This is a genomic window from Sulfuriferula nivalis, assembly GCF_009937995.1.
Classification (GTDB): Bacteria; Pseudomonadota; Gammaproteobacteria; order Burkholderiales; family Sulfuriferulaceae; genus Sulfuriferula; species Sulfuriferula nivalis.
Map to the genome: position 1 here is coordinate 1,135,946 of NZ_AP021881.1, position 25,632 is coordinate 1,161,577.

At 46.7% G+C, this 25,632-nt stretch carries 26 protein-coding genes; 18 read left to right on the forward strand and 8 right to left on the reverse strand.

Annotation, left to right across the window (positions count from 1 at the left end; translation table 11 throughout):
* Entirely contained in the window at positions 1-2,532 is a 2,532-nt protein-coding gene (locus SFSGTM_RS05915) for a nitric oxide reductase activation protein NorD (protein WP_162084379.1), read from the forward strand.
* A gap of 53 nt (positions 2,533-2,585) precedes the next feature.
* On the opposite strand, the gene smpB is transcribed toward SFSGTM_RS05915, so the two are convergent.
* Positions 2,586-3,065, reverse strand: coding sequence for an SsrA-binding protein SmpB (gene smpB, locus SFSGTM_RS05920; RefSeq protein ID WP_269780097.1), 480 nt, complete (start codon positions 3,063-3,065; stop codon positions 2,586-2,588).
* 26 nt (positions 3,066-3,091) lie between these two features.
* On the opposite strand from smpB, the gene SFSGTM_RS05925 reads away from it, so the two are divergent.
* Positions 3,092-3,529, forward strand: coding sequence for a type II toxin-antitoxin system RatA family toxin (locus tag SFSGTM_RS05925; protein ID WP_162084381.1), 438 nt, complete (start codon positions 3,092-3,094; stop codon positions 3,527-3,529).
* Positions 3,526-3,849, forward strand: coding sequence for an RnfH family protein (locus tag SFSGTM_RS05930; RefSeq protein WP_162084382.1), 324 nt, complete (start codon positions 3,526-3,528; stop codon positions 3,847-3,849). Before SFSGTM_RS05925 ends, SFSGTM_RS05930 begins: the two co-directional genes overlap by 4 nt.
* 44 nt (positions 3,850-3,893) lie before the next feature.
* On the opposite strand, the gene SFSGTM_RS05935 is transcribed toward SFSGTM_RS05930, so the two are convergent.
* Together SFSGTM_RS05935 and SFSGTM_RS05940 are read right to left on the reverse strand one after the other, a co-directional pair.
* On the reverse strand, positions 3,894-4,259 hold the full coding sequence (locus SFSGTM_RS05935) for a hypothetical protein (RefSeq protein WP_162084383.1): 366 nt from the start codon (positions 4,257-4,259) through the stop codon (positions 3,894-3,896).
* Positions 4,260-4,466: 207 nt separating this feature from the next.
* On the reverse strand, positions 4,467-5,402 hold the full coding sequence (locus SFSGTM_RS05940) for a LysR family transcriptional regulator (protein ID WP_162084384.1): 936 nt from the start codon (positions 5,400-5,402) through the stop codon (positions 4,467-4,469).
* A gap of 169 nt (positions 5,403-5,571) precedes the next feature.
* Here SFSGTM_RS05940 and SFSGTM_RS05945 point away from each other — a divergent pair, with 169 nt between their 5' ends.
* The 5 genes from SFSGTM_RS05945 (at position 5,572) to SFSGTM_RS05965 (ending at position 11,039) form a co-directional block, all read left to right on the forward strand.
* Positions 5,572-6,993: a form I ribulose bisphosphate carboxylase large subunit gene (locus SFSGTM_RS05945; protein ID WP_162084385.1), complete on the forward strand. Its 1,422-nt coding sequence runs from the start codon at positions 5,572-5,574 to the stop codon at positions 6,991-6,993.
* A gap of 72 nt (positions 6,994-7,065) precedes the next feature.
* A complete protein-coding gene (locus SFSGTM_RS05950; RefSeq protein ID WP_162084386.1) occupies positions 7,066-7,422 on the forward strand; it encodes a ribulose bisphosphate carboxylase small subunit in 357 nt (118 codons plus the stop codon).
* 110 nt (positions 7,423-7,532) lie between these two features.
* Positions 7,533-8,336 (forward strand): CbbQ/NirQ/NorQ/GpvN family protein, encoded by an 804-nt coding sequence (locus SFSGTM_RS05955; protein WP_162084387.1) that lies wholly within the window; start codon positions 7,533-7,535, stop codon positions 8,334-8,336.
* 76 nt (positions 8,337-8,412) lie between these two features.
* Positions 8,413-10,740, forward strand: coding sequence for a nitric oxide reductase activation protein NorD (locus SFSGTM_RS05960; RefSeq protein WP_162084388.1), 2,328 nt, complete (start codon positions 8,413-8,415; stop codon positions 10,738-10,740).
* Positions 10,737-11,039: a hypothetical protein gene (locus SFSGTM_RS05965; RefSeq protein ID WP_162084389.1), complete on the forward strand. Its 303-nt coding sequence runs from the start codon at positions 10,737-10,739 to the stop codon at positions 11,037-11,039. The genes SFSGTM_RS05960 and SFSGTM_RS05965 overlap by 4 nt, the downstream gene beginning before the upstream one ends.
* Before the next feature lie 3 nt (positions 11,040-11,042).
* On the opposite strand, the gene SFSGTM_RS05970 is transcribed toward SFSGTM_RS05965, so the two are convergent.
* Entirely contained in the window at positions 11,043-11,444 is a 402-nt protein-coding gene (locus SFSGTM_RS05970; protein WP_162084390.1) for a hypothetical protein, read from the reverse strand.
* Positions 11,445-11,483: 39 nt separating this feature from the next.
* Between SFSGTM_RS05970 and SFSGTM_RS05975 the strand changes: the two genes are divergently transcribed.
* Both SFSGTM_RS05975 and SFSGTM_RS05980 read left to right on the forward strand, forming a co-directional pair.
* Positions 11,484-12,383, forward strand: coding sequence for a class II fructose-bisphosphate aldolase (locus SFSGTM_RS05975; protein WP_269780087.1), 900 nt, complete (start codon positions 11,484-11,486; stop codon positions 12,381-12,383).
* A 391-nt stretch (positions 12,384-12,774) separates the two neighbouring features.
* Positions 12,775-15,015, forward strand: coding sequence for a putative bifunctional diguanylate cyclase/phosphodiesterase (locus SFSGTM_RS05980; protein WP_162084392.1), 2,241 nt, complete (start codon positions 12,775-12,777; stop codon positions 15,013-15,015).
* Positions 15,016-15,137: 122 nt separating this feature from the next.
* Here SFSGTM_RS05980 and yoaA read toward each other — a convergent pair whose 3' ends face one another.
* From yoaA to SFSGTM_RS05995, 3 genes are read right to left on the reverse strand one after another with little or no spacing between them, the layout of a single operon-like run.
* Positions 15,138-17,081 carry a DNA repair helicase YoaA gene (yoaA, locus tag SFSGTM_RS05985; RefSeq protein ID WP_162084393.1) on the reverse strand — a complete coding sequence of 648 codons (1,944 nt, stop codon included), beginning with the start codon at positions 17,079-17,081 and terminating at the stop codon, positions 15,138-15,140.
* Positions 17,074-18,300: a lysophospholipid transporter LplT gene (gene lplT / locus SFSGTM_RS05990; RefSeq protein ID WP_162084394.1), complete on the reverse strand. Its 1,227-nt coding sequence runs from the start codon at positions 18,298-18,300 to the stop codon at positions 17,074-17,076. Before lplT ends, yoaA begins: the two co-directional genes overlap by 8 nt.
* Before the next feature lie 8 nt (positions 18,301-18,308).
* Positions 18,309-18,860, reverse strand: coding sequence for a TM2 domain-containing protein (locus SFSGTM_RS05995; RefSeq protein WP_162084395.1), 552 nt, complete (start codon positions 18,858-18,860; stop codon positions 18,309-18,311).
* Between the two features lie 74 nt (positions 18,861-18,934).
* Between SFSGTM_RS05995 and SFSGTM_RS06000 the strand changes: the two genes are divergently transcribed.
* From SFSGTM_RS06000 to SFSGTM_RS06020, 5 genes are read left to right on the forward strand one after another with little or no spacing between them, the layout of a single operon-like run.
* A complete protein-coding gene (locus SFSGTM_RS06000; RefSeq protein ID WP_162084396.1) occupies positions 18,935-19,840 on the forward strand; it encodes a selenium metabolism-associated LysR family transcriptional regulator in 906 nt (301 codons plus the stop codon).
* Between the two features lie 4 nt (positions 19,841-19,844).
* A complete protein-coding gene (locus SFSGTM_RS06005; protein ID WP_162084397.1) occupies positions 19,845-20,585 on the forward strand; it encodes a type 1 glutamine amidotransferase in 741 nt (246 codons plus the stop codon).
* A 2-nt stretch (positions 20,586-20,587) separates the two neighbouring features.
* Entirely contained in the window at positions 20,588-20,947 is a 360-nt protein-coding gene (locus tag SFSGTM_RS06010; protein WP_162084398.1) for a hypothetical protein, read from the forward strand.
* A complete protein-coding gene (locus tag SFSGTM_RS06015; protein ID WP_162084399.1) occupies positions 20,938-21,285 on the forward strand; it encodes an ArsR/SmtB family transcription factor in 348 nt (115 codons plus the stop codon). The genes SFSGTM_RS06010 and SFSGTM_RS06015 overlap by 10 nt, the downstream gene beginning before the upstream one ends.
* Before the next feature lie 26 nt (positions 21,286-21,311).
* On the forward strand, positions 21,312-21,512 hold the full coding sequence (locus tag SFSGTM_RS06020) for an ArsB/NhaD family transporter (protein ID WP_162084400.1): 201 nt from the start codon (positions 21,312-21,314) through the stop codon (positions 21,510-21,512).
* A 23-nt stretch (positions 21,513-21,535) separates the two neighbouring features.
* Here the strand turns inward: SFSGTM_RS06020 and SFSGTM_RS06025 are convergent, their stop codons facing one another.
* The gene (locus tag SFSGTM_RS06025) at positions 21,536-22,249 is read right to left on the reverse strand and encodes an autoinducer binding domain-containing protein (RefSeq protein WP_162084401.1); all 714 of its coding nucleotides are present in this window, start codon (positions 22,247-22,249) and stop codon (positions 21,536-21,538) included.
* Between the two features lie 169 nt (positions 22,250-22,418).
* Between SFSGTM_RS06025 and SFSGTM_RS06030 the strand changes: the two genes are divergently transcribed.
* From SFSGTM_RS06030 to SFSGTM_RS06040, 3 genes are all read left to right on the forward strand, one after another.
* Complete coding sequence (locus SFSGTM_RS06030) at positions 22,419-22,877, forward strand: DUF4902 domain-containing protein (RefSeq protein ID WP_162084402.1); 459 nt, start codon at positions 22,419-22,421, stop codon at positions 22,875-22,877.
* Positions 22,878-22,966: 89 nt separating this feature from the next.
* The gene (locus SFSGTM_RS06035; protein WP_162084403.1) at positions 22,967-23,569 is read left to right on the forward strand and encodes an acyl-homoserine-lactone synthase; all 603 of its coding nucleotides are present in this window, start codon (positions 22,967-22,969) and stop codon (positions 23,567-23,569) included.
* A gap of 126 nt (positions 23,570-23,695) precedes the next feature.
* On the forward strand, positions 23,696-25,585 hold the full coding sequence (locus SFSGTM_RS06040) for a GMC family oxidoreductase (protein WP_162084404.1): 1,890 nt from the start codon (positions 23,696-23,698) through the stop codon (positions 25,583-25,585).
* The last annotated feature ends 47 nt before the right edge of the window (positions 25,586-25,632 follow it).

The window sequence follows — 25,632 nt, forward strand, 5'->3', positions numbered from 1 at the left end:
ATGGCTGATTTAGAAACGCTTGCTGCGATACAGCAAGCGCTGGTTGATCTGGAACAAATAAGTTTTGTTGCGCATCGTGATACGCAAGCAGCGTTGGCTGTCGTCCAGCCTTTTGGTGATAAGGTTGCGCTGCAATGGGTAATGGCGTGCAAGGCGTTGTTTGAGCATGATCGAGATGCCGGCAAAGCATTTATTCGTGGCAGCGAAGCGGCGTGTGTCGCGAGCCAGACCGTTTTACCCTGGACTCAACAAGCCTTGCAATTTTTGGCGTGGAGAGGCTCATGGAAGGCTGTAGATGGCTTTATGCAGCAACTGCCTGATGCGTATCAGAGCATGGGTGCAGAAGGCGAAGCGCGCTGGGCGACATTAGGTTTAGCCTGGTGTGAGCGGCATCTGGATTCGGGTGTGGCTTACTTCCGTTGCCCAGTGCTGGATTTAGAGGGCGGGCACGGTATTGCGGGTGTTGAAGAGATGCTGGCACCTAGTGAAGAGCTATTTAGCAAGCGTCGTCTGGCATTGGGTACTTATTTATGCGGCGCGATACGTGTACGTAATTTGCTTGGTATAGATGCAGTATTGCCATGGGCGAAACGCGGTGCAGACATTTTGCAGGCTGGGCGTTTGCGTGGTGAGTCGTTTTTCAAGCTTGAGTCTGAAGAAAGTCTGGCACTTTTATTGGAAAATTTGCCAGGCTTCCGCACGCCTGAGCACCAGCGTTTATTGCAATTAATCTTGTTTGCCTGGTATGGACAACCGTTTGATTTGCTGGAAGGTAACTGGTCCCCTGACAAGGGGCGTGCATTTATAGAAACTGATGGTGATGCATTGTACTTGCCCATGGCATTGCCTAATCGTGAAGAGGCGATGTTAGGTGTATTACATGCAGCAGGGCATCTGGTATTTCATTCATTTGAGCGGCGTTATATCGAGGCGCTGTTCCGCGAAGTCGGGCGTGATCATCCGCCTTTGGATGAACATCAGCGTATCACCTGGCGACCATTATTCGCGGCTTTCGGCGATGACATGATACGATTTCAGCTGATTTTTGATTTATGTGAAGATACGCGTGTAGATGCCCAGATAGGTTCACTTGTTCCTAATTATTTGGCTCGTTTAGCTGCATTGGCGGCTACAACAGTTACGCCAGCAGGTGAAGCAGCTGCTTATTTCGATTGGTCGCGTGCGGTATTGAACTGGATGGTGCTAGGTGTACCAGAGCAGGCAGAATTTGAGATATTACGCCCGTTACTGCGTCCTGATGCAACCATAGTAGATGCTTTTATTATTGCCAATGAAATTTATAAAAACAATGAATTGCCACGTATATCTCTAGTTGATCGTGAGCATGCTTACATACCTGCCCGCGCGCCTAATGCAGCACGTCCGGTTTATCCGAGACGAGTGTTAGATCAGGCTGAATTTGGCACTGGCACGGAGGATAAAGATGATGTGGTTAAAAATAACGATATCAAGCCCAATCCAGAACAGAAACAAATTCCCAAGCATGCCGCTGGGGAAGATCCAGACTTTGATATCCCGCCTGAAGAAACAACAGGATCTGGTGGGCGTGTCGGTGTAGGTATACCACAGCAGGCGCACGTGGTAGGTTATGCCAAGGGCGCAGAATATAGTGAGAAGGGTAAACCTTATGCCGAATGGGATTACCGCGATAATCGCTATAAACGTAACTGGGCCTGGGTACAGGAAAAGGAACTCACTGAACTGGACGCTAATGAAGCTAGTAAAATACTGACTCAATATGCACCTGCGTTAAAACGTCTGAAACGCGCAATTCAGACCCAAAAACCATCTCGTATGGCACCATTACGTCGACAGTTTGATGGTGATGAACTGGATCTGGAAGCGACTATTTCCTATATTGCAGAGAAGCGTGCAGGCATGTCGCCGAAAGCGAATATTTACAAGCAACGCGTTGTTCAGCACAGAGACACAGCCGTGACATTGCTCGCAGATATTTCCACGTCGATTATGCAGGCGAACGCAGAAGGCGGTGGGCGTGTTGTGGATAGTTTGCGTGCTGGGATGTTGTTGTTTGCTGAAAGTATGGAGGAGGTCGGTGATCCCTACAGTCTGGCTGGATTTGCATCCAAATATCGTGACAATGTGAGTTACTACACGATTAAAGGTTTCAACGATAAGCTTACTATGCACACACGGGCAGTTCTGGGTGGGTTGTCAGGACGTTTGGCTACACGTATGGGTGCGGCGATACGTCATGCAGTTGAGGGTTTTGATCTGGCGCCTTCACAGCGTCGCTTGTTGTTGATCTTGTCCGATGGTCGACCTGCGGATTATGATGATGGCGGCGATGAGCGCTATTTGCATGAAGATACGCGTATGGCGGTAAAAGAAGCTGTCGATAAGGGCGTGCATCCGTTTTGTATTACCTTGGATGCTGCCGGTAGCCAGTATCTGCCGCAGATATTCGGCCCTGGGCATTATTTGGTACTGGATCACATCAACGAATTACCGAAAAAATTGCCTGAGATCTATTTACGCTTGCGTAAATAGTTATTGAAAAAATTTGTAGTGGCTATGCCTAGGTAAATTTGTTATGACTACGCCTAGGCAAATTTATTATGGCTACGCATGGCACGTTGAACTTCCAGATTGCCTTCACGGGTTTTTTCAGACTGACGTTTGTCGTGCTGTTTCTTGCCTTTAGCAAGTCCGACAGTCAGCTTAATGCGGCCTTTGGTGTAGTGCAAGTCTATAGGTACTAAGGTATAACCTGAGCGATCTACCTTACCTATGAGTTTGCTGATTTCTTCAGCGTGCAGTAGCAATTTGCGTGAACGAGTGGCATCGGGGTGTACGTGGGTAGAGGCTGTAGCGAGCGGACTGATGTGCGCGCCGATTAAAAATACCTCACCATTTTTAATGACTACATAGGCTTCTTTGAGCTGTACACGCGATGCGCGTATGGCTTTGACTTCCCAGCCCGCGAGCATGATGCCTGCTTCGTATTTTTCCTCAACGAAGTAATCGTGGTATGCTTTTTTGTTTTGTGCAATGCTCATAGCTTTAATCCTATTTCCATCCATCATTTTAACAGTTTTATAGGCGGTATATGGCACTCGTTAACAAAAGTGTTTTAGTTGGACACAGCGCGCAGCAAATGTTTGATTTGGTTGATCAGGTAGAGCACTATCCGGAGTTTTTACCATGGTGTGGCGGCAGCGAGATTAAAAGTCGCGAGGGCGATGAAATGGTCGCTGCGATACACATAGATTATATGCACATTAAACAAAGCTTTAGTACTAGAAATATCAATACACCACCCAACCTGATTCAAATGCAGTTATTGGATGGTCCATTTAAACAGTTGGATGGTGAGTGGCGTTTTAAAGTATTGAATGAAGAGGCATGCAAGATAGAATTTGTTTTACATTACGAATTTTCCAGTAAATTGCTGGATACAGTGTTGGGGCCTGTATTTAGTTATATTGCAAATAGTTTTGTGGAGGCATTTATACAGCGTGCAGAAAAAGTTTACGGAGCATCATGATGAGTCAGGGTATGGTAGAAGTGGCTTATGCGAAGCCAGAAGAGCAAATCATTATTCCTGTGGTGGCACAAGAAGGGATGACAGTTGCAGCTGCGATTGAAGCATCGGGGATATTAAACAAATTCCCTGAGATAGATTTAAAACTGAATAAAGTGGGTATATTTGGAAAGCTGGTAAAGGCTGACACCATATTGCGAGATAAAGATCGGGTGGAAATTTACCGTAAGCTGATTGCCGACCCAAAAGAAGTCAGACGCCAACGTGCAGATGAAGGTAAAGCGATGAAAAAGGGTGGTGGTGATTTAGAGAAAGCTGAATAAACAGGTGGAAAGCGCGATAAAGCAGTCTTTATCGCGCCAGGATATTATTTTTTGAAATGTTCTGTGGATGGCAAGCTTAGTTGTTCTATGCTTACCTGAGCAGTTTCAGTAGCAAATTTTGCATTTTTAATCACTTCTGCATCGTTTACTTCTTTCGCTGCAGCTTCAGCTGCTTTTAATGCATCTGCAGTTTTTGTCCAGAGTGCATTTTTGGCTTGTGCTGCAGCTACATAAGATTTAGCTTCTGCAAGCGCAGCTTGAGCATCAACGCTTAACGTTGGAGCTGGTTTTGCTACTGGCGCGACGGCTGCTGCAACAGCGGGCGCTGGTGCTGTGGTTTTAGCGGTGGTCGCGCAACCACTTGTCAAAACTGCCGAAGTTGCCAATAAAGCGATAAATAATTTATGCATGTTTAAATCCCCTCAAAACGTTAGTTAGTTTCATCTACTAGTACTGTGGTGCTGGACTAGATTGCATAAACATAACGATTTTGGCTGGCTGCGTCAAACGTTTTCATGGTAATTGGTAGCTTAATACTAGTGTGAATAGTAATAAGCTGTATTGACTAGTGCCTATGTGGGATCGTTGGCTTATTCTCTAGACTAAAAACGATGGGCTTAACTATGATAGTTCGGCAGTCCCTGCATATAGCGTTCAGCCATCGGTTTACTTTCAGTGCGCAGGAAATCCAGAAAAGTATTGGCAACGATAGATAGCTGTTTACCCGTAGGATAGGCGACATACCAATTGCGTTTAAGCGGGAAGCCTTCTACATCAAGTACAGTTAATTCATCAGTATTCTTTTCTAATGCCAAGGTATGTGCTGAAAGTACTGCAATACCCAACCCCCCTGCAACTGCCTGTTTGATAGCTTCATTACTGCCTAATTCCATACGGACATTGATGCTGAGTTGCTGTTTTTTGAAAAACTTTTCTGTAGCCAGGCGCGTACCTGAGCCTGATTCCCGTATTAGAAATGGTTCTTCAGCGATGCGGGCTGCACTGATGTTCTTGTGTCCTGACAATGGATGGTTATGTGGCGCCAAAACAATTAAAGGGTTTTCAAGAAATGGTTCTAATTTAATATCCATGTGTTCAGGTGGTTGTCCGAGGATATATAAATCATCCTCGTTGTTGCTTAAACGTTGTAATAACCGTTCCCGATTGGTGACCTTGAGTGAAATTTCTATGCCGGGAAATCGCGCATAGAACGGGCCTAATAAACGAGGAACGAAATATTTGCTGGTACTAATCGCTGCAATTCTGAGCTTGCCTGCCTTAACGCCTTTCATATCTGAAGTCATCATTTCAAAGTTTGCAATGCCTTCAAAGATGTTGTGACATACCTTGAGTAATTCATGCCCAGCATCAGTTAAAAATATTCTTTTTCCGACTTGATCGAGTAGCGATAATCCAACAATATCAGTGAGTTGCTTCAACTGTATAGAGACGGTTGGTTGCGTCAGGTGCAACTCTTCGGCAGCGCGTGTGTAGCTTAAATTACGGGCAACGACTTCAAAAATTTTGAGCTGGTGTAGTGTGGCGTGACGCATCTTGTTGGACTCCTGAGATTTTAATCATTGATATTAATCTATCATAAGCATACGAAATTACAATTATTATTTATCGTTCAGGCTTGATATAGTTTCAACCAGCTCATCTGAGCCACACGCTTTCTGTAACAGGAAAGTATATTGTTTCATCCTTGAAAGGAGCTTTTCAATGGCTGTAAAATCGTACAACGCTGGTGTTAAAGAATATCGCCAGACCTACTGGACTCCAGAATACACACCGCTGGATACTGACATTCTTGCTTGCTTCAAAATCACACCACAAGCTGGTGTAGACCGTGAAGAAGTTGCTGCTGCTGTGGCTGCTGAATCATCAACCGGTACATGGACCACTGTGTGGACCGACTTGTTGACCGACTTGGATTACTACAAAGGTCGTGCATATCGTATAGAAGACGTGCCAGGTGATGATACCTGCTTCTACGCTTTCGTTGCTTATCCTATCGACTTGTTCGAAGAAGGTTCTGTTGTTAACGTTCTGACTTCTTTAGTTGGTAACGTATTCGGTTTCAAAGCATTGCGCGCATTGCGTCTGGAAGACATTCGTTTCCCTATCGCTTATGTTAAAACCTGTGGCGGACCTCCTGCTGGTATCCAGGTTGAACGTGACCGCATGAACAAGTATGGCCGTCCTTTGTTGGGTTGCACCATCAAGCCTAAATTGGGGCTGTCTGCTAAAAACTACGGTCGTGCAGTATACGAGTGCTTGCGTGGTGGTCTGGATTTCACCAAAGACGATGAAAACGTTAACAGCCAACCATTCATGCGCTGGCGTGATCGTTTCGAATTCGTCCATGAAGCTACAATGAAAGCTGAACGTGAAACTGGCGAGCGTAAAGGTCACTACCTGAACGTTACCGCTCCTACACCGGAAGAAATGTACAAACGTGCTGAATTTGCTAAAGAAATCGGCGCACCTATCATTATGCATGACTACCTGACCGGTGGTTTGACTGCTAATACAGGTTTGGCTAACTGGTGTCGTGATAACGGTATGCTGTTGCACATTCACCGTGCTATGCACGCTGTGTTAGACCGTAACCCGCACCACGGTATTCACTTCCGTGTATTGACCAAAGTATTGCGTCTGTCTGGTGGTGATCACCTGCACTCAGGTACTGTGGTTGGTAAACTGGAAGGCGATCGTGAAGCAACTTTGGGCTGGATTGACACTATGCGTGACGATTTCATCAAAGAAGATCGTAGCCGTGGTCTGTTCTTCGATCAAGACTGGGGTTCTATGCCTGGAGTGATTCCTGTTGCTTCTGGTGGTATCCACGTTTGGCACATGCCAGCACTGGTTAACATCTTCGGTGATGACTCAGTGTTGCAATTCGGTGGCGGTACATTAGGTCACCCATGGGGCAATGCGGCAGGTGCTGCAGCTAACCGTGTAGCGTTGGAAGCTTGTGTGGAAGCGCGTAACAAGGGTGTTCAGATTGAAAAAGAAGGTAAAGACATCCTGACTAAAGCAGCTGCAAGCAGCCCAGAACTGAAAATCGCTATGGAAACATGGAAAGAAATCAAGTTCGAATTCGACACAGTTGATAAGTTGGACGTTGCTCACAAGTAAAACCAATCTGGTTTTGTGACGGCAGCTTGTCGTCACAAAATTTAATGAACTAATTGTTTAAAAGGATAAATCATGTCTGAAGTTATGGATTACAAATCGCGTTTAAGCGATCCTGCTAGCCGTAAGTTTGAAACTTTCTCTTACTTGCCAGCGATGTCTGATGAGGACATTAAAAAGCAAGTTGAGTATTTGATTTCTAAAGGCTGGAACCCAGCGATTGAACACATCGAGCCACAATACTTGATGGACTCATACTGGTACATGTGGAAGCTGCCTATGTTCGGGGAAACTGATGCGAACGTAGTGATAGCAGAAGCATTGGCTTGCCACAAAGCTAACCCTGACAACCATGTACGTTTGATTGGTTATAACAACTTCAATCAATCACAGGGTGCTTCTATGGTTATCTATCGCGGCAAAACAGTTTAATTATTAAATTAATTAACGTTTAGCAGCGCGGGTTACCCGTGATAAGCCCTCCGTTGCCCGAAAGTAACGGGGGGTTTTTTCTAAAATCGTTCTATGTATAGGAATAAAACATGAATGACATCATCAAACAGTATGTAATTGAAAAAGAACCCTATTATCGTCCTGTTGCGGACGAAGTTGAGCTGTATGAAGCCACTTATGCCGTGCGTATGCCGATGATGTTAAAGGGCCCGACAGGCTGCGGTAAAACGCGTTTTGTAGAGCACATGGCATGGAAATTAAACAAGCCGCTGATTACTGTGGCATGTAACGAAGATATGACAGCTTCCGATTTGGTCGGACGCTTTTTACTGGATGCATCTGGCACCCGTTGGCAAGATGGTCCCCTCGCAATAGCAGCACGTCATGGCGCGATTTGTTACCTCGATGAAGTGGTTGAAGCACGTCAGGATACCACCGTGGTAATTCACCCATTAACTGATGCGCGTCGTGTACTGCCATTGGAAAAGAAAGGCGAGCTGATCCAAGCGCACCCTGATTTCCAATTGGTAATTTCATATAACCCAGGCTACCAAAGTCTGATGAAAGATTTGAAGCAGTCTACTAAACAGCGTTTTGGTGCTTTGGACTTTAATTACCCTAACCATGAGATTGAGACCGAAATTGTTACTCACGAAACTGGGGTGTCTGGTGAAGTGGCCAGCAAATTAGTATCAATTGCTGAGCGTGCGCGTAATTTGAAGGGCCACGGCCTGGATGAAGGTATCTCTACCCGTATGTTGATCTACGCAGGGTCATTGATTGCGACAGGTGTGAACCCACACGCAGCTTGCCGTGTAGCATTAGTTCGTCCGATTACCGATGATCCTGACATGCGTGATGCACTGGATGCTGCTGTAACCACCTTCTTTTAATGCATACTTTAAGGCGGGTGAGGGCGTGTGCCCTTGCTCGATTATATTGACAGCTTAAATAGGGTTAAAACCAACGATGAGCATTAACCTCGAAGACTATCAAGACATATTAGGCGAACTTTCGGAATCCTCGCAAAGCATACTAGAAGCGTCATGGCATGAAGCCACCAAAGTGTTTAGTTCGCAAGGCTTGAGCCATTATTTGCAAGGTGCCCGCTCGCTCAAAAACTTGGGGCGCGGCTGTGATCTGGTCGCTACCTATATACAAGAAGCACCGCGCGTTGCTAAAGAGATAGGCGAAGACATTATTCCTGAGCTAGTACATACCGGCATGATGATGGCTTCCAAAACCAGTGGCGCAGTGATAGAGCGGATTTTTGCGACCGCAGCAACTGCTGCTAATCGTCTGGGTGATGAACAAGTATTTCGTAGCTATCTGCAATTACTGAATGTGTTGATTTCGCAAGCCCCGCGCGGTATGCGGCCGATGCTGGATAACCTTGAACCGCTGTTGGCGCAATTAACACTGGGTGGATTACGTCGCTGGGCGATGTGGGGTGCGCAGGCGCATCGTACTGATTACCCTGAACAAGTACGTTACTTTGGCCTGGAGAGCAAAGAATCGCAGGCCATGTTGCAAAAAGAGCGTAAAGGCACGCTATTTGTTGATATGCAGCGCCGTATCAATATGTATTTACGCGCATTATGGGCACGTGATTTTTTCATGCGCCCGACTTCAGGCGATTTTGAAAATCGTGAAGGCTACAAACCTTACATCGAAAATTATTTGATGTTCTTGCCAGATGCGGTGGACGACTGCGAAGGTGTTGCTGGTATAGAAATCTATCGGGCGACTGCTGCACATTGCGCTGCGCATCTGGTTTATACGCAAAAACCTATTTCTGCAGAAAGTCTGAACCCCATGCAAATGGCGGTGATCTCGGTGATAGAAGATGCACGGGTAGAGCAGCTATCGATTAACGCTTTCCCGGGTATGCGTCAATTATGGGCCTCATTGCATTTTGCTCAGCCTACACAAGCAAAAACCATGGGCGATTATTTGAATCGTATCGCACGCGCATTGCTGGATCCGCAGTACGAAGATACGCACCCGATTATTGTGAAAGCACGTGAATTGTTTGCGGCTGAGCAACATCGTCTGGCAGATAACCAGATGGCGTGGGATATAGGGGTGACTTTAGCGCACGAATTATCTTTATTACGCATGTCATTCCAGCCGCGTACGGATTTATTAAGCTCACCTTACCGTGACGATAATCGTTATTTCTGGGAATTTGAGGAATTCGATTTCAACCAGGCTCAAGCAGCGGGTTATGAATCGATTAAGCAAGTGCGTAAATACGTCAGCGTCATGGAAATGGTCAATGAAATAGACTGTGAACTTGCCGGCGACGACGCGCAGGAAATATGGGTATTGGGTACGGAATTGCACCCGTACGAAGAAACGGGCAAGAGCTACAATGAAACTGAAGGTAAAGAACCTGTTTCAGATCCATATCACTATTCCGAGTGGGATTACCAGATTCAGCTGGAGCGTCCAGCTTGGGCGACAGTAATCGAGAAGCGTGCCAAAACGGGCGATATGCAGATTATTGATGATATCGTTTCTCAGCATAAGCGTACTATCGGGCGGCTTAAATTCCTGCTCGATGCGATGCAGCCGCAAGGTGTGACACGTATACGTAAACTGGAAGATGGTGACGAGGTGGATGTCAATGCTGCGATCCGTTCGATGATAGACATACGCATGAATCTGCAGCCTGATACTCGCATCATGATGCGCTCAGTACGTAAAGTGCGCGATATTTCAGTGATGGTACTGATAGATTTGTCTGAATCTACCAATGAAAAGGTAGCAGGACAGGATTTCAGTGTGCTTGATCTGACTCGTCAGGCGGCTGTGTTGTTGGGTGATGCGATAAACAAAGTAGGCGATCCATTTGCGATACATGGCTTCTGTTCGGATGGGCGTCATAATGTTGAGTACCAGCGCTTCAAGGATTTTGACCAGCCTTACAACGATACGGCGAAGTCGAAATTGGCAGGGATGACAGGGCAGTTGTCGACCCGTATGGGCGCGGCAATACGCCATGCTGGACATTATCTGAAGCAGCAGAAATCATCTAAGAAGTTACTTTTGGTGATAACCGACGGCGAGCCAGCAGATATAGATGTACGTGATCCTCAGTATTTACGCTTTGATACCAAGAAAGCGGTAGAAGAAGTTGCACGGTCTGGGGTTGTGACTTATTGTATGAGCCTTGATCCGAGAGCGGATCAATATGTTTCACGCATTTTCGGTGCGCGTAATTTCATGGTCGTAGACCATGTAGAACGTTTGCCCGAAAAATTACCAGCACTTTACGCAGGACTCACAAGATGACACAACAATTCTATGTCGGTATCAACAACGATGATAAAGGTGGTTTAACCCATTTAGGGCGCATGGTGCGCGATGCCTGGGTGTTTGGCATTATTCCTGATGATGAAACCTGTGAAGGTTGGGATGGTGCGCGTATGCAAGGGCTGTACGAAAAGGTATATGCCGCATGGGAACCCTATGCGCATATTCCTAGCCGTTTACCTGATGATTTGCGTGCTAAGCATACTGCGCTTTATGAGCAGGCTATCGTCAAAGCGCGTGATACCGGCTGGGATGCTGAGTTGGGCGAGGACGAATAAGATTTAAGGTGCTGGCAATTTAATAATTTTGCCAGCTTCGGTTGGGCGTGATTTGTTTGCCAAAGCTTTGAGTGCATTGGGTAGCTCATGTTGTAGTCGGTTCATTAATTGTGCTGACTCAGTTTGATAATACACAGCCTGATAAGCAACGGCGTCAGTTAAACTAGTGCGTTGCCGGGGTTGAAAGTGCTGCCAGGCAATATCGACCCAGCATTTGCGTACACCGTCCAGAAATACCCATTCTTCGTCGTCTAACACGGCAAGATATTGCATCGCACGTATGGGTACGAAAAGTACATGCTGATTGGTTTTGTGCAGCAAGGTTAACGCAAGATTGTAGGTTTCAGCAGGCAGTGTTCGCGCTTCCTGTGCATAAATAGCATCTCGGTAACAGGTGATTTCCATGATTTCATCATCATTAAATATATAATTCGGATAATACACATGCCGTTAGTAAACACAACAGACATGCTGAACCACGCGTACCGCCACGGTTACGCTGTCTGCGCATTTAATCTGATTAATCTGGAATTTCTTGATGGCGTTTTGTCCGCTGCCGAGTCTTGCCGTGCGCCTATTATTTTGAGCTTTTCGGAACCGCATCAGGCGTATTACAACGTTGATTTGCTGGTTGCGGCGGCTATCGCGGGTGCACAACGGGCATCAATTCCGATTGCGCTCTCATTTGATAACCTCACCACTATCGATAAATCACAAGCCGCAATTTCATTGGGCTGCAATAGTGTCATGCTGGATGTTTCCGGCTTGCCTCTGGATGAAAATATCCGTGAAACCCGTGAGTTTGCCAAGGTTGCACATGCCAATGGCGTAACGGTCGAAGGTAAATTAGGATACGCACCCACCAGCCTTAACGAAGATGCCAATGTTACCGTCGATGCTGAAATTAGCATGACCTTGCCTGCTGAAGCAAAAGCCTATGTTGAGCGCACCGAGGTTGACAGTTTGGCTATCACCATAGGTACACATCAGGGTATCTTGCGCAGCACACCCAAACTGGATATACAGCGCCTAAGCAAGATCAACGAGGCGGTGGGCATCCCCTTGGTGATACATGGCGGCACAGGGCTGACCGACGATCAGTTCAGAAAGCTAGTGGCAAATGGTGTTGCTAAAGTTACGTATTACACGACGCTGGCCGATGTGGCTGTTACAGCAATACGCAATCAGCTCGCAGCGCACAAAAACAGCAGTTATCTCGCCTTGAATGGGGTTGCACGTGCAGCTATCAGTGCGGAGTCTGAACGTATTTTCAAATTGTTAGGTAGCGGTGGCAGAGCCGCAGAAGTGCTGACCCAGTGTCGCCCTTGTGCGTTGAACAATTAAAAACATAATGCATAGAAGAATTGATTCATGGAATTTTAAGCAATTAATGTCGCACTCAACTTTAGTAACGTTTTAATTTATTCTTGATGCTTACTGTATCTCGACAGAATTTGTAGAAAGCTATCCCTGCAAATATCCAAATACCAGGCTCATAGTCCTTAATTTATAAGTGTTGTGAAAAAACCTTAATTAATGCAATATGACCACGATAACAAGTCCTATTGTGACGCAAAATAATGTTAATGTGGGGGACGATATGCCAGCAAATATTGATTCTAGATTAGCCATTGTGAAATTGCTTAAACCTAGACAACTCCTTGAAATTACAGTCTATGATCTGATTTTTAAATCAGCTGTTTGTCAGCACATGAACCAGATTAATTAATTCAAAATGATTGAGCTTCCTGATGCGAATTTTCAGTCGGACTTAACTCGTGAAGAGCTAAGCCTGTTGCTCAATCTCGGCGAACGCCTGAATTCCGAACTTGACCCGAATAATATACTGTCGTTGGTTGCCGAGTTGGCCTGCAAAATAATTGGAGCTGAAACGCTCGCTTTGCCTATGGTTGACTTGGATGAGAAGACATACACATATCGCGCGGCTTATGGAAAACATGCCGAACTGTTGCAAGAAAAAACATTTCCGACATTCGACGGTGCATGTGGCTGGGTGATTAAGCATCAGCGGCCACTTCTTTTTGGCGCAGGTGGTGATTTTGAAATGCGCATGGATGCGCATTGGTTACCAGGCCAAGCTTCCAGTTTGCTGGTGCCACTGATGTGTCGTGGTGCTATCATCGGCGGTTTGTCTGCAATGGGAAAAATCGGTAACGTCCCATTCGATCAGCACGATCAAACGATGTTGACATTGATTGCCAATCAGGCCGGTATTGCAATCGACAATGCCAGATTATTTCAAAAACTGAGTTTGGAAGAATCGCGTTTAAGGCTCGTTCTAGATTCGGCCGGTGAGGCAATTTATGGCGTCGATTTGGATGGATTGTGCATATTTGCCAATCCTTCATGTTTGCGTTTGTTGGGCTATGAACGCCAAGAAGATCTTGCGGGTAAGTTGATGCACAACTTGATCCATCATACATACCCTGATGGCAGGCCATTCCCTGTAGCCGAATGCAAAGTTCGGCTGTCAGTTAGGAATGGGGAGTATGTTCATGTCGAAAATGAATTGCACTGGCGTGCTGATGGTACTGCCTTTCCTGTTGAATACTGGTCTCGCCCTATATATCGCGATGGTAAACTCGATGGTGCCGTGGTAACTTTTATTGATATCACCGAGCGTAAACTGACTGAGGAGAAAATTTTACGGCTGGCGTATTTCGACCCGCTTACTAATCTGCCCAATCGGCGCCTTTTAATGGACCGTTTTAAACAGGCACTCATTGCCAGTGATAGGAGCAAAGAGCTTGGCGCATTGATTATTCTGGATCTCGACAATTTTAAAACTATCAATGATACGCTAGGCCATGATATTGGCGATCAGCTTTTGATCCTTGTCGCTCAGAGAATTTTAGATAATATTCGTCAAGAAGATACTGTTTCTCGATTAGGCGGAGACGAATATGTAGTAATGCTGGAAAATATGGGCACGGATCCGATTACAGCTTCTAATCAGGCTGAGATGATAGCTGAAAAAATTCGCAATGCCCTTGCGCTTCCCTATATGTTATCTGACAAACTGCAGGCACATTACAGCACATGTAGCTTTGGAATTACTCTGTTTCAAGGACACAAAGTCCCTATTGAGACTTTATTTAAGCAGGCAGACGTTGCTCTGTATCAAGCCAAAGATGCTGGACGTAACGCTATACGATTTTTCAGTCCTGAGATGCAGGCAGCCATTGATTCTCGTTCGGAAATGGAAACGACGATGCGCAATGGTCTGCTGCATAATGAGTTTCAACTTTTTTACCAACCCCAGATCGATATCGATGGGGAAATAATTGGCGCCGAAGCATTGCTGCGTTGGTTTCCCCGTGATCAAGAATCTGTGTTGCCTATTCAGTTTATTCCCGTTGCGGAGGAGGTTGGGCTCATTATTCCGCTTGGTTTATGGGTCATGGAGACTGCTTGTGCTCAACTGAAGGCATGGGAAAATGATCCTCGTACACGACATCTTAAAATAGCGGTAAATGTGAGCGCTCGACAGCTTCGCCAACTCGAATTTGTGAAGCAAGTTCAGGATGCTCTGGAGTTTTCGGGTGCCAATCCGAGTCTGCTTAAACTGGAACTGACTGAAAGTGTGCTGCTTGAAGATGTTGATGATATTGTCGAGCGCATGCAGCAGATCAAGTTATTTGGCGTGACTTTTTCGTTGGATGATTTTGGGACAGGGTTCTCCTCACTTTCATATCTGAAAAGATTACCATTGGATCAGGTCAAAATAGATCAGTCTTTTGTTCGTGATATTCATACGGATCCAAACGATGCAGCTATCGTGAGAGCCATCATCGCAATGAGTCATTCTCTAGGATTAAAGGTTATCGCTGAAGGTGTGGAAACAAAATCACAATTGAATTTTTTAAAAAACTATGGCTGCGCACATTTCCAGGGTTATCTATTTGGCAAACCTATGCCTATTGAAGAGTTTGAGAAGCTATTAAAACGTATTTAATAGTTAGAAATAGTTTGCATCCTGCTAGTAGCAGACTTTTGTGTTTATTCAGGTTTATTTGCAGATGGGATGTGTTGAACAACACATCAGTTTGCAATTTTTATCGTCTAAATATATTCCGCTTACTCATCTGACAGATGTCTGATCTGCTCAAAAAATGCAACCACTTCGCCTTCAATACGGCTACGTTTCATGGGTGGCAGGCTTTGCCAGATGCGGCGGCCATAAGGTTTGGTGACTAATCTGGGATCGCAGATCATGAGTACGCCGTGATCAGTTTCATCGCGGATTAACCTGCCTGCGCCTTGTTTGAGGGTGATAACGGCGTGGGGGAGCTGGTATTCCATGAATGCGTTGCCGCCGTTCTGGTTGATTTGCTGCAGGCGCGCGGCGAGCACAGGGTCGTCTGGTGGCGAGAATGGGAGTTTGTCGATAATCACTAAAGACAAAGCTTCGCCTTTGACGTCTATGCCTTCCCAGAAGCTCTGGCTGCCGAGTAATACCGCGTTGCCTAACTCTCTGAATCGGGTTAATAGCTCGGTACGTGAGCTATCACCTTGCATGAGGATGGGGTAGTCGAGTTGTTGTGCCTCAAATGCAGCAGTTAACAAATCCCTGGCTTCACGCATGGCTCGCAGCGCGGTGAACAGCATGAAAGCGCGCCCGCCACTGGCTTTGATTAATGGTAAGGCCGCCTCGACGACGGCTTTAGTGTAATTGGGTGTGTTCGGCTCAGGGATGTTGCTGGGCAGGTAGAACATAGCCTGGGAGGCGTATTCAAACGGACTTTCCCAACTCTGGCTCGCACTATTTAACAGCCCAAGTTGTGAGCGATAGTGACTGAAATCGCCTTTGACCGAGAGTGTGGCCGAAGTAAATATCCAGGCACGGGCATTGTCTTCTATTTGTTTGGTGAAAATGTCTGCAACCGAGAGCGGGGTAGTGTTGAGCGTGAGCGCATGGCTGAACGCTTCTATCCAGCGTACGCTGTCGGCAGGGACGGGCTGCTGCCATTTGGCAAGTAGTGTGGCTATTTCTACGCCGCGCTGCCATACGCTTTCCAGCCCCGGTGAACGTTGTGCCTGACTCTCCAGATGTTGGTTGAGTGTTTGCAATGCGAGCTCACAGGCGTCGAGTGCGTCGCTGTAGCCATCACGCTGGGCGACTTTGTCTAATGCCCAGCGTCCGCTGTCTTCCTGAAAAACCAGGCGTAAGTCACGGGCAGCCTTGTCCAGTGCCACGGCTGCATCGGGCAGGGGTAGATAATCCTTGCAGCCGGCTACGGCTTCCATGCGTGCGTCACGGGCAAGTTCGATGATTTGCCCCGTGGAAATTGTGACGCCAAAGAATAGCCCTGCTGTTTCGGGGAGTTGATGCGCTTCGTCGAATACCACCGTGTTGCAGGCAGGCAATAATTCTGCGACACCCTCATCACGTAACCATACATCAGCAAAGAACAGATGATGATTAACGACGATGATGTCGGCTTCCATTGCTTTCTTGCGGGCTTCGAGTACGAAACATTGTTTGTGATGCGGGCAATCGCTGCCTAAACAATTATCCCGGCTGGAAGTGACATAACGCCAGATTGGCGCGTCTTCAGGAACGCCAGATAATTCAGCCTTGTCGCCAGTTTTGCTGTGTTCGGCAAAGACCCGTACTTGTTCCAAGTGGACAACATCTTCACGATTCATGAAGCGGCCATCTTCACGAGCGCGTTCGAGATGATAATGGCAGACGTAATTGGCGCGGCCTTTGAGTAACGCAATAATCGCAGGTACTCCCAAAGCGCCGCGTACCGCTGGCAAGTCACGGTGAAATAACTGGTCTTGCAGGTTTTTTGTGCCAGTGGAAATGATGACTTTGCCGCCATGCAATAGGGCAGGGGTCAGATATGCCAGTGTTTTGCCTGTGCCTGTACCTGCTTCGGCAATCAGTGTGGTTTGATTGGCGATGGCCTCATGTACGGCACGTGCCATTTCAATTTGTTGGGTGCGTGCACGAAAACCAGGTATGACAGCAGCTAGTGGCCCATCAGGTGAAAATGCAACTTCTATATCAACCATGTTGTTCAGGATCGATATGTCGATAATGAATTTGGATGATTAACATGGACAAACTGATAAATACACCAAAGACGATGGTAATGGCATTAATCGACCAGTTTGCATGATCAAGTATGGCGTACAGACCCAGCATGAGCAAAATTGACAGGTTCTCGTTAAAGTTCTGCACCGCAATCGAATGCCCCGCACCCATTAGTAAATGGCCGCGATGTTGTAGCAGGGCATTCATGGGGACGACAAAGAAACCACCCAACATGCCGATTACCCCTAATAAAATTGCAGCAATAATTGGTGAGGTAACAAATATCATACTAATTACTACCAGACCCATGATGATACCCGCCGGGATGACTTTAATGGCCTGATTGAGTGAGACGTAACGTCCTGCGATGACAGCGCCAATGGCTATGCCTATGGCGACGGTTGCGGTGAGCTGAGTGGCTTGCTGGATATCGAATTTTAATACCAGCACTGCCCAGGTTAAGATGACAAGTCGTAATGTCGCACCTGCGCCCCAAAACAGGGTGGTGACTGCCAAGGAAACCTCGCCTAATGGGTCACGCCACAGTTGTAAAAAACTTTGCCAGAAATCACGTACCAGCGAAATCGGATCGCGTTTTGTGGGCTTGTGATCGGGTGCGGTTTTAGGAATAAGCAGATTACATGCGGCAGCTGATATATATAAACCGATAATGAGGACGATGGCGAATTTGGCAACATCGAATCCAGCAAGCATCGGCAGCTCAAGAGATATGGTCTGTAATAATGTTGGGTTAAGCATCACACCACCAATAATGGCGCCCAATATAATTGCTAACACGGTTGCACCTTCCATCCATGCGTTGGCAACGACTAATTGATCGGCAGCTAAATATTCGGTCAAGATGCCGTATTTTGCAGGTGAGTATGCAGCAGCACCCAGTCCGACAATGCCATAGGCAAAAAGCGGGTTGAGCCCGAGCAACATGCCAATACAGCCGAGCAGTTTAATATTGTTGCTGATAAACATGACTCGCCCTTTAGGCAGAGCATCTGAGAACGCACCAACAAAAGGAGCCAGTACGATGTAGGAGAATACAAAAAACTCTTGCAGGACTGGGGTGTGCCAGCTGGGCGCATTCAGTTCAACCAGCAGGGCAATTGCAGCAAACAACAGTGCGTTGTCCGCTAGCGCAGATAAAAACTGCGCGATTAAAATAATGTAAAAGCCAAAATTCATGTATGGGTTTATTGTGGACTGGAATCAGATTTTGATTTAGCCATGGCTTTAAGCATGGCTTCTTGTTCAGCAAATGAGGGCGCGCGGCTACGGCTATTGAGTGCAGGATCTTTACCCGGTGCAACATGTCCACCACGCTCTTGTTCCTTGAGTTGCAGGTACTCGTCCAGACCTTCATCGGTATAGCGTCCGCGATAGTTCTTAGGCATTTGAGCTGCTGGCTTGTTTTTATAAGCCTGTATGCGCAGAGCTTTATTTATAGAAGCAACGCGATCTTCTATCCAGCGTATATCATAAGCAGCAAAGGTGGCGATTGCTGCAAATATTGCCAAACCTATCATGCCGTGCCCCATTATAACTAAAGCAATTATCGCAATTGTTGATAAGCGATAAACCCATGCACCACGCACTTCATCTAAATAGTCACGATGGAGTCCGGACGGGAAAATAGCCAGCAATTGATAAGCTAATTTGCGCTGCTTCATTTGCTCAACCAGCTTTAAATTCGTGGTTTGCAGCCCTTCACCTTCTAAATTGAGCTTTTTCCATGCATTACTCATTATTTGCACCTATCTTCATCACTCTAAATATGATTGAATGTGACTGTTATTGTCATTTTTAACGTAAACCCGATATGGCCGATCGTCGACTTCAAGTATTCTACACCGTCGCCAAGCAATTGAGCTTTACTAAAGCTGCAGAATGTTTATGTATGACCCAACCTGCAGTGACTTTTCAGGTTAAACAACTGGAGGCGCAGCTTAATATCAGCCTGTTTGAACGCAGTCCCAGTAAGATTACTTTGACGCCAGCTGGCGAGTTGGCGATGCATTATGCTGAAAATATTTTGAATCTGACTACTGAAATGGAAAGTCGTCTTGCGGAAATGAGCGAAGCGACGAGTGGTACGCTCACCATAGGCGCATCAACTACAATAGCAGACTATATGTTACCGCAAATGTTGGGTTTGTTTAAGGCACGTTTTCCGCAGGTGCAATTGCGCTTGAGTGTGGCAAACTCACAAAATATCGAAAATCGTGTGATTGATCATAGTCTGGATGTGGGTTTGGTTGAGTCACCTTCGCATCATGTAAGCCTGGTAACGCAAGTGTTATATCAGGATGATCTGGTGGTCATTTGTGCGGCAAATCATCCATGGGCAGGGATGGCGAGCATACATCCCGAACAATTAAGCCAGGAGCCGTATATTGGTCGCGAGTTGGGTTCAGGTACGCGTGAAGTGGTTGATCAATATTTGCGTGAGCATAAAATCCAGCCGGAATCACTGGATGTGGTGATGGAGTTAGGTAGTCCAGAAGCCATTAAAGGTGCAGTAGAAGCTGGCTTGGGTGTTGCCATCGTTTCCAGAATTACGGTGATGAAAGAACAAAAGCTGGGCAAGCTTATCGCCATCCCGTTGATTCCTGTATTGCGGCGTGATTTGACGCTGGTTTATACACAGGAAAAATTTCGTTCCAAGTTATTACAATCCTTTATCGATTTAATTATTGATATACCTCAATCATCATCTATAGGTTAATGTTATGAAGCGTTTTATGTTAGTGCAGCACTCGTATTCTGAATTTTTGGGTATGGTAGAAAAACAACTGGAATCACGTAATATCGGTTTCCAATATCAACGCCCATTTTTAGGGGTGGATTTACCCAGTACCGCAACACAGCATGATGCATTATGGCTGCTGGGTGGTGCTTATCCCATCACAGATGAAGAAGCTTGCCCTTGGGTAGAGCAAGAACTGCGTTTATTGACCAATTTCAAAAAAATGAACCGTCCTGTAGTGGGCATAGGTTTCGGCGCGTTGGTGATGATATTGCAAGCAGGTGGTGAAGTGACGGATGAGCCTTATTTCAACGCATACTGGACGACTTGCCATAAAACTGAAGCCGGTAAGGATGATTTGTTAGCCAATGCTGTGGATGGTAAAAAGCTATTGGTAATGTATAACGGCGATGCCACCTTGCCAGAAGGTATGGAACCTATTGTCGTTGATGATAATGGGCACTGGCTGGCGGTGCGTACTGATGATTTGAGCTATGCGATGCTATTCCGCCCAGAAATCAAACCTGGCATGATAGAAGATATGCTGATGGAAGATAACCGTCCATTGCCTGATAATATCGGTGAAATTTTAGCTGAGGCGCGCGAGCGTTGGCCTGTTAATCAGCAAATTTCAGCCGATATTTGTTTGGCATTGGTGACGGCGTTGGATTTGATGACCGAGCGTCATAAAATGCCTGTTTTTAATTTGAACGTAGTGAAGTAAATATGGTTGCGACAGAAAAAGATTTACTTAAACATTTTCGTGCGCTAGACCCTGTGCAACAGCAAAGTGCGTTGGATTATCTGGCCTTTCTGGCAAGTCGTCCGTCGCAGCTTGCTGCTGTGGATTTGCCGCAACCTGTGGATATTCCCCGTCCAGAAGAAGAATCAGTCGTCAAGGCAATCAAACGTCTGCGTGCGACTTATCCTATGCTGGAGCCAAATAAGTTACTCAATGACACTTCGAATCAGATGACGCGTCATATGTTACATAGCGTGCCGGCAGTGGAAGTGGTTGATGAACTGGAGCGCGTGTTTCGTCAGCACTATGAAACTTATATTGCAAAATTTAATACATGTACTTAGAAGCTGATTTTTTCGATGCGCTTGCCGACGATACGCGTCGTCGGATGTTGGCACTGATCACGCGCGAAGGGGAGTTGTGCGTGTGTGAATTGCATTATGCGCTGGATGTGCTGCAGCCTAAAGTGTCGCGTCATCTCGCGATATTGCGTGATGCCGGGGTGTTGAGCATGCGGCGAGATGGAACCTGGATTTTTTACCGCATCAACTCAGCGTTGCCTGCCTGGGCGCTGACTATTCTGGATACTATGAATCCTGTTTGGCAGTCCATGCCAAATTGTCAACAAGATCATCAACGTCTGATGGTGATGATTAATCGTCCTGTGCGCTGTTGTGGTTGATAGTCTCATACTGTAGATAGCTGACTATGCTATTGGTTGCCATCGTCATTTTTCTGGTTACTTTGGCTTTGGTGATCAAGCAGCCTGCTGGCTTGGGTATTGGCACGTCGGCATGGCTGGGTGCTGGTGCGGCGCTGCTTGTGGGTGTGGTTACTGTTCAGGATATACCCGTAGTGTGGGCCATCGTCTGGGATGCGACATTTACGCTTATCTCACACAAGACCTAATTTCTCTAATCGCAAGAACTGCCTTATGTCAACAAACCCAGCATTGCTGCTCGAATTACTGCTGTAGTTTTGTTAGGTGTATTTAGCTTGGTGATAGTATTGTTAATATGAAAATTGACAGTACGCTCTGAGATATTCAAAATGTATGAAATTTCGTTTGAGGTCTTGCCGTCCCCGGTCCATTTCAATACCTCGATTTCTCTAGGTGTTAGTTGTACCAAAGATTCCGGTAACATTTTTGGTGTAAGTCGCTGTGCCATTGTCATGTGCGCTAATTGAGCAAGCCATGACATTTTGCATCCGTTAACCTGGATCTCATCATCGGAGATTAGTGTATCCGCGCGAGCTAGCGACAACAATCCCCTTACACCGTTTATATCTCGGCTTGATTGAGCCCAGCCAACCTCTAATCCAAACGACCGAGCCTCTTCCCAAAGTTCATGAGTAGTAGAAAATAAATCTTCCGACCAAATAAACGGCAATGTTGAATGCATCCCACGCTGCACAGTTGGGTCAGTAGCAATATAGTTATGCTCTTCATATTGTTTTTGCCATACGAGCGGATAATTGCTAAACATGGCAACTTTTGGCCGTGTTAATGGGATGGGCATGCGAACACCGTAGGCGCAATGGTCAAATCCAAGATCACGTGCAAACGAAGTTACCATTTTAAACAATTCGTGCTCACATTTAATGGAAAGTAGAGCGTGAATTTTATCCTCTTGCCAAGTTATCATCTAATGCCCTCATTCGATAAATGTGTCACACACACTAAGTGAAAAATATACTAAATTACCATATTTTCTAATATTTATGTAGGATTGATTCGTATTTTATATTGGATTTAATCTTCCTGTTAGCTTTCGCATTAGCTTGTTATGTTTCTGACATGTTACTGTCAATTTTATGACATTTAATAATTCAGGTAGCTTCAATCAATCCGATAATGAAGTGCAGCTTGGTGATTCTTCCCATATGAACAGGATATCCACAGATAGTTACGTGCGTATGACACACAAATCATTGTTATCACTCTCGTTGGTGCATTTATTATCTGGGGTTGATCTTGATAGTCTAGATGTGAATGTGCGTGAAGGAGCTAGTTTTACCAATATATCAGGCTATACGGAATGGGTTAGCATCACAACGCCACTCATTAGCATAGGATGGGATTGGTGGCTAGATACACAGCAAAACGGATTTGTTTTAAGACGTATTGGCGCACCACGCAGCAATATTATGATAGTCGATAGCATGCAGAAAGATTTAGATTACACCAGCGTTTCCATGCTCTTGGAGGACGTTATTGATAACTTTAACTGGAATGGAAGAGTTCTCGCGCACATTGCAATTTGTTGTAGTTAGTCTGTCAACCTGTAAGTGTTTACAGTTACTTAAAAATCCAAAAAAACGTCTAATCATATTCCATTACAACATGTTTTGGAGTGGTGCTAATGCAAGTTATTTCTGGCGTATCGGAAGCGTTTTCAGCTGGAGTGTTTCCTGGTATTTTGCGCTATCGTCACAAAGTTTTCGTTGAACAGCTTGGCTGGGAGCTGTTTACGGAAAATGGGATGGAGCAAGATCAATTTGATCGTCCAGATACTATGTACGTTGTTGCTCAAGATGAAACGGGAGATATTTCAGGATGCGCAAGGTTGCTTCCGACCACTCATCCCTATCTATTGGGAGAAGTTTTCCCTCAGCTTCTTAATGGTTTGACACCACCACGTTCCTCTGATGTTTGGGAATTATCACGATTCGCAGCAGTTGATTTCAACAGTCAAAATTCTTCGGCATTAGGTCAATTTTCATCACCTATTGCTATCCAGTTACTTAAAGAATCAATTGCTTGTGCTGCAAAAAGTGGTGCAAAGCGCATCATCACTGTATCACCAATTGGGGTCGAAAGGCTTTTGCGTAAGGCAGGTTTCCAGGCGCATCGAGCTGGCCCGCCGATGGTAATTGATGGACATCCCATATTTGCGTGTTGGATTGAGCTAAATCAATCATGTCATGCTCGTCTGAAATTGGGTGAAAACAGGTTGAATGGATAAATGGAATGTAAAAAATTGTCATTTTATAACGTAAGAGCTATGGGTCCCATGCAAGAGTATTCCGATGAAAACAGATGCTTATTCCGATCTCAAGTAGATAAGATGACAAATATTAAGGAAGATAAGATGACAAATATTAAGGAAGATAAAATGACTGATTCAGGTAAGCGCGCAGACCGTGTCTATGACTATATCGTAGTTGGTGCTGGTCCGGGTGGGGGGCCATTGGCGGCGAACCTCGCTAAAGCGGGCTTCACGGTCGCGCTTTTGGAGGCGGGTCTAGATCCACTGTCGCTGGAAGCTGCCGCCCAGGATCCGAATGCTAAGGCAGCATATGAGGTCCCGGGATTTTTTGGTGCATCTGCGGAAAACCCGCTGTTGAGCTGGGAGATCTATGTTAGTCACTACGCCAATGTCGAGCAGCAGCGCAAAGACAAGAAGTACGTAGAGGGCAAGGGGGTGCTCTACCCGCGGGGCTCGTGTCTCGGTGGTTCGGTGTCTCACAATGCCCTTATCTGGGTCTATCCGCATGATGGCGACTTCGACGCCATCGCGCGCACTACCGACGATGTGTCCTGGGCTGCCGAAAAGATGCGTGGATATTACGAGCGTATCGAGAACTGTCAGTATTGCGGCCCCGCCCAGGAGGGTCACGGCTTCGCCGGCTACATTCCAACGTCCATGAACGAAGAGGAGGGGTACGCCGCCGCTATTCCTCAACACACCGACATCGCCACCGCTGGCGTCGAAACGCCGCCCGAGGTTGTGAAAATCAACCCCACTCTGGACGTGAACCACCCGTCGGTCGCCAAGGGAGCAACCGGCTATTTCCATACACCGATGCACATGCTCAATAAGAAGCGGGTGGGCATTCGAGAATACTTGGTAGCGGTCCAATCTGCGCATCCGGATAAGCTGGACATCATCACCAACGCGCTCGCGACTCAGGTCATGTTCGAAAAGGAAGGAGGAGCCCTGCGCGCAGTCGGCATAGAGTACATGCACGGCGGTGGTCAGAGCTACAAGGCTCACAAACTCAGTAAGGATGCGTCGCGTGGCGAGAAAAGGGTTCTATTCGCCCGTCGCGAAGTTATCCTGTCTGGTGGAGCCTTCAATACGCCGCAGCTGCTCAAGCTGTCTGGCATCGGTCCGAAGGAGGAGCTGCGCCAGCTCGGAATCGACGTGCGGGTCGATCTCCCTGGCGTCGGCGCAAATCTCCAAGACCGCTACGAGGTGCCAGTGGTGCTCAAGCTGAAAGGCGGCGACACCAATCCGTTGTGGGGTCGCTGCACGTTCCAGGGCGGCGACCCGGCTATGCAGAGCTACGAGTCGGGGCGCTGGATCGATGACAAGGGCGTCGAACATGCCTTTTCTGGACCATATGCCGGCAACAACCTTTCGGGAACGAGGATCGCCAAGTCCAGCTACGCAAAGGGCGACCCGGACCTGTTTTTCGTTGGTCTGCCTGTCGCCTTCTACGGTTACTTCCCGGGCTTTTCCACCCAGCAGGCAACCAATCATTTTAGCTGGAACGTGCTGAAGGCACATACCGAAAATACGGCCGGCACGGTCACTTTGCGCTCCGCGGATCCGGCCGATGTGCCAGAGATCATCTTCAGGTTCTTCGAAGAGGGCAACGCCGGGGATGCCGACATGAAGGCAACCATAGAAGGCGTGCGTATGATTCGGCGGGCCATGGCCGAACCGGCGGCTCAGCAGCACATCGAGGAGGAGACTGCACCAGGCAGCAATGTCACGAGTCAGGCCGATCTCGAGGAGTTTGCGCGCAACACCGCCAGGGGACATCACGCGTCCTGTACGGCCAAGATCGGCGCCGTCGACGACCCAATGGCTGTGTTGGACAGCAGGTTCCGGGTGCGCGGCGTGAACGGATTGCGTGTCGTTGATGCGTGTGTTTTTCCCAAGACTCCGGGCTTCTTTCCGACCGCGGCGATCATCATGATTAGTGAGAAGGCATCCGATGTGATCCTGGAAGATGCGCGCAGGAATGGTTAATACTGATGGTGCAAACTATCGGCCGTCTCCAAGTGTACGGTCCTATT

Excerpts from the sequence above, each read along its gene's own strand:
- SFSGTM_RS06015 (WP_162084399.1), top strand. The coding sequence starts at position 20,938 with ATGTACTTAGAAGCTGATTTTTTCGATGCGCTTGCCGACGATACGCGT.
- smpB (WP_269780097.1), bottom strand. The coding sequence starts at position 3,065 with ATGGATGGAAATAGGATTAAAGCTATGAGCATTGCACAAAACAAAAAA.
- SFSGTM_RS05995 (WP_162084395.1), bottom strand. The coding sequence starts at position 18,860 with ATGAGTAATGCATGGAAAAAGCTCAATTTAGAAGGTGAAGGGCTGCAA.
- SFSGTM_RS05980 (WP_162084392.1), top strand. The coding sequence starts at position 12,775 with ATGATTGAGCTTCCTGATGCGAATTTTCAGTCGGACTTAACTCGTGAA.
- SFSGTM_RS06040 (WP_162084404.1), top strand. The coding sequence starts at position 23,696 with ATGACAAATATTAAGGAAGATAAAATGACTGATTCAGGTAAGCGCGCA.
- SFSGTM_RS05975 (WP_269780087.1), top strand. The coding sequence starts at position 11,484 with ATGCCGTTAGTAAACACAACAGACATGCTGAACCACGCGTACCGCCAC.
- SFSGTM_RS06000 (WP_162084396.1), top strand. The coding sequence starts at position 18,935 with ATGGCCGATCGTCGACTTCAAGTATTCTACACCGTCGCCAAGCAATTG.
- SFSGTM_RS06010 (WP_162084398.1), top strand. The coding sequence starts at position 20,588 with ATGGTTGCGACAGAAAAAGATTTACTTAAACATTTTCGTGCGCTAGAC.
- yoaA (WP_162084393.1), bottom strand. The coding sequence starts at position 17,081 with ATGGTTGATATAGAAGTTGCATTTTCACCTGATGGGCCACTAGCTGCT.
- SFSGTM_RS05925 (WP_162084381.1), top strand. The coding sequence starts at position 3,092 with ATGGCACTCGTTAACAAAAGTGTTTTAGTTGGACACAGCGCGCAGCAA.
- SFSGTM_RS06030 (WP_162084402.1), top strand. The coding sequence starts at position 22,419 with ATGACATTTAATAATTCAGGTAGCTTCAATCAATCCGATAATGAAGTG.
- SFSGTM_RS05915 (WP_162084379.1), top strand. The coding sequence starts at position 1 with ATGGCTGATTTAGAAACGCTTGCTGCGATACAGCAAGCGCTGGTTGAT.
- SFSGTM_RS05965 (WP_162084389.1), top strand. The coding sequence starts at position 10,737 with ATGACACAACAATTCTATGTCGGTATCAACAACGATGATAAAGGTGGT.
- SFSGTM_RS06005 (WP_162084397.1), top strand. The coding sequence starts at position 19,845 with ATGAAGCGTTTTATGTTAGTGCAGCACTCGTATTCTGAATTTTTGGGT.
- SFSGTM_RS06020 (WP_162084400.1), top strand. The coding sequence starts at position 21,312 with ATGCTATTGGTTGCCATCGTCATTTTTCTGGTTACTTTGGCTTTGGTG.
- SFSGTM_RS05970 (WP_162084390.1), bottom strand. The coding sequence starts at position 11,444 with ATGGAAATCACCTGTTACCGAGATGCTATTTATGCACAGGAAGCGCGA.
- SFSGTM_RS05930 (WP_162084382.1), top strand. The coding sequence starts at position 3,526 with ATGATGAGTCAGGGTATGGTAGAAGTGGCTTATGCGAAGCCAGAAGAG.
- SFSGTM_RS05955 (WP_162084387.1), top strand. The coding sequence starts at position 7,533 with ATGAATGACATCATCAAACAGTATGTAATTGAAAAAGAACCCTATTAT.
- SFSGTM_RS05945 (WP_162084385.1), top strand. The coding sequence starts at position 5,572 with ATGGCTGTAAAATCGTACAACGCTGGTGTTAAAGAATATCGCCAGACC.
- SFSGTM_RS05960 (WP_162084388.1), top strand. The coding sequence starts at position 8,413 with ATGAGCATTAACCTCGAAGACTATCAAGACATATTAGGCGAACTTTCG.
- SFSGTM_RS06035 (WP_162084403.1), top strand. The coding sequence starts at position 22,967 with ATGCAAGTTATTTCTGGCGTATCGGAAGCGTTTTCAGCTGGAGTGTTT.
- SFSGTM_RS05950 (WP_162084386.1), top strand. The coding sequence starts at position 7,066 with ATGTCTGAAGTTATGGATTACAAATCGCGTTTAAGCGATCCTGCTAGC.
- SFSGTM_RS05940 (WP_162084384.1), bottom strand. The coding sequence starts at position 5,402 with ATGCGTCACGCCACACTACACCAGCTCAAAATTTTTGAAGTCGTTGCC.
- SFSGTM_RS06025 (WP_162084401.1), bottom strand. The coding sequence starts at position 22,249 with ATGATAACTTGGCAAGAGGATAAAATTCACGCTCTACTTTCCATTAAA.
- lplT (WP_162084394.1), bottom strand. The coding sequence starts at position 18,300 with ATGAATTTTGGCTTTTACATTATTTTAATCGCGCAGTTTTTATCTGCG.
- SFSGTM_RS05935 (WP_162084383.1), bottom strand. The coding sequence starts at position 4,259 with ATGCATAAATTATTTATCGCTTTATTGGCAACTTCGGCAGTTTTGACA.